Origin of the sequence: Centipeda artemidis DSM 19719, from assembly GCF_000426665.1 — a bacterium.
Classification (GTDB): domain Bacteria; phylum Bacillota; class Negativicutes; order Selenomonadales; family Selenomonadaceae; genus Centipeda; species Centipeda artemidis.
In genome coordinates, this window is record NZ_AUFU01000034.1 from 1 (window position 1) to 1,769 (window position 1,769).

Annotated in this window: 3 protein-coding genes and 2 pseudogenes; 1 reads left to right on the forward strand and 4 read right to left on the reverse strand. The window is 43.9% G+C overall.

From position 1 onward, the window contains the following. Positions 1-173 (reverse strand): annotated as a pseudogene (locus K341_RS12685) (IS256 family transposase); the annotation flags it as partial. Positions 174-309: 136 nt separating this feature from the next. Then, positions 310-768 carry a hypothetical protein gene (locus K341_RS12970; RefSeq protein WP_248676915.1) on the reverse strand — a complete coding sequence of 153 codons (459 nt, stop codon included), beginning with the start codon at positions 766-768 and terminating at the stop codon, positions 310-312. Positions 769-786: 18 nt separating this feature from the next. On the opposite strand from K341_RS12970, the gene K341_RS13025 reads away from it, so the two are divergent. Beyond that, positions 787-909, forward strand: a complete 123-nt coding sequence (locus K341_RS13025) for a hypothetical protein (RefSeq protein ID WP_282705189.1) — start codon at positions 787-789, stop codon at positions 907-909. 3 nt (positions 910-912) lie between these two features. On the opposite strand, the gene K341_RS12695 is transcribed toward K341_RS13025, so the two are convergent. Further along, complete coding sequence (locus tag K341_RS12695) at positions 913-1,356, reverse strand: hypothetical protein (RefSeq protein ID WP_051217840.1); 444 nt, start codon at positions 1,354-1,356, stop codon at positions 913-915. A gap of 5 nt (positions 1,357-1,361) precedes the next feature. Beyond that, positions 1,362-1,769, reverse strand: a pseudogene (locus K341_RS12760) (hypothetical protein); the annotation flags it as partial.

Consider the following 1,769-nt stretch of genomic DNA (forward strand, 5'->3'; position numbering starts at 1 on the left):
TCGTTGCTCATGTAACCGAGGTGGTTTTCCATCTCGCCATTGAGCATGGCTTCAAACATGGGGCCGAAGATTTCTTTGAGGGCGTTTTGCATGTCCTCTACGGTTTTGGGTTGATACTCTTCGATAATTGCATTTGCTAGCGTTGCACCGCGCCGTGGGGATCTCTTTGACATAAGGATTCCTCCTTTGTATTTGACATCCCCCTCTCGGGGAGTGCTCCTGAGCTCTCTTCCTACTTACACAGTTTATTATACACTCCCTGCATGAACTTAACATGCGTCCGCGTAAATGCTTAGGATGGAGAACTCCTTATGAAGTCTTTTTCAATAAAGTGTTGCACTTGACTTGACAATTCACCCCTAATACATTTTGCATGGCATTTTTAACGAGGCTTATGTTGAATGATGCCTTTCTCAAAGTTTCATTCACCAAAGACCCAGATCCGAATTCTACGAAAGGAAGACCATGTTTTGTATGGTCAATGTTGACTATACCATGTCCTGAAAAATTTTGATATACTTCTTGTCTCACCTTGCGAGCATGATCGTCGAGCAGAAGATTCCACTTCGTCCCGCTTGCAGCAGTTGCCGCACCTGCCGCAGCGTTCCCACCGGCTGCCTTGGCTGCCGCCGCACCGATGATAGCGCTGACGATCTGGGCGGTGCCGGGGTCATGCTTGGCAACCTTGTCGATTTCCTTGATCACGGCTTCGTTCAATCCCGCACCTACGGCACCCGAGGTAAAGCCCGCGCCTGTGACACTGCTCATGATGCCGCCGATGGCTGCGTGGACAAGGATCTTTCTGCCGCTCCCGTCGTCTTTCATGTTATGGGCGAGTCGGTATGCTTCTTCACCGAAGACGGCAGCGAGCTCCTGCTGCTCTTCGATCGTCTTTTTGTCGAAGAATAAATCCTATTTAGAAAGAATTAAATATAACTCATAGATAAGTAATCCTGCTCCGACAAGCATCCATATAGCACCAATTATCCATAGGGATGCACCTCTGTCTATAAACATCTTGAAAGGGTAGATTTGTTTATCTTTCTCAGGCAACCTATCTACAGTTTCACTATTTAGGTATTTCATATATTTTCGGCAAGGATATGAACACATAAAAACTGACATTCCCATAATAATAATAACAATAGATTGTCCTATGTCTGTATGAATAAAATCACTTGATATATCAAGTGTATTTAAAAACATAGGAATGATTATTAATATAGGTAACAAAACTATTCCGAGTATACATTTAAAAAAATATATGCTCGCTTGATTTTTTTTGTATTTATCAAAAGCATCAAGTAAGACAATGATCATTAGTATCTGTAACAATATACATAGTAGTGGAAACATAAGCGTTACTCCTGATCATCTTTTTGGGAGTGTTCTTCCTTTTTTTCTTCATCTGTTTTTATCTTAAATTGCTCTTTTCGGATATAGTCTTTTATATAAGCTCCCGCAGTCCCTCCAACAATTCCACCGGTGTAACCTCCAACAAGTGCGCCAACACTGGCTCCAGTAATACCACCAAGTATTCCACCTGCTCCCCCGCCTACAACAGTTCCCTCGGGACCAACTATGGTTCCGGCAGCTCCACCAGTTAATACTCCGGAGCCTCCACCAACCAATCCGCCGATATATGTACCGACGTATGTTCCGGCAGCTCCGCCAGCTAGCCCGCTACCCAAGGGAATTAGATCCGATATCCAAGCCTTTGCTAAATCTCCGCCACTATATTTCTGATAATCTTCATGAAAATCTGTGAT

Coding starts and splice junctions, on each gene's coding strand:
- K341_RS12970 (WP_248676915.1), bottom strand. CDS start 768: ATGAGCAGTGTCACAGGCGCGGGCTTTACCTCGGGTGCCGTAGGTGCG.
- K341_RS12695 (WP_051217840.1), bottom strand. CDS start 1,356: ATGTTTCCACTACTATGTATATTGTTACAGATACTAATGATCATTGTC.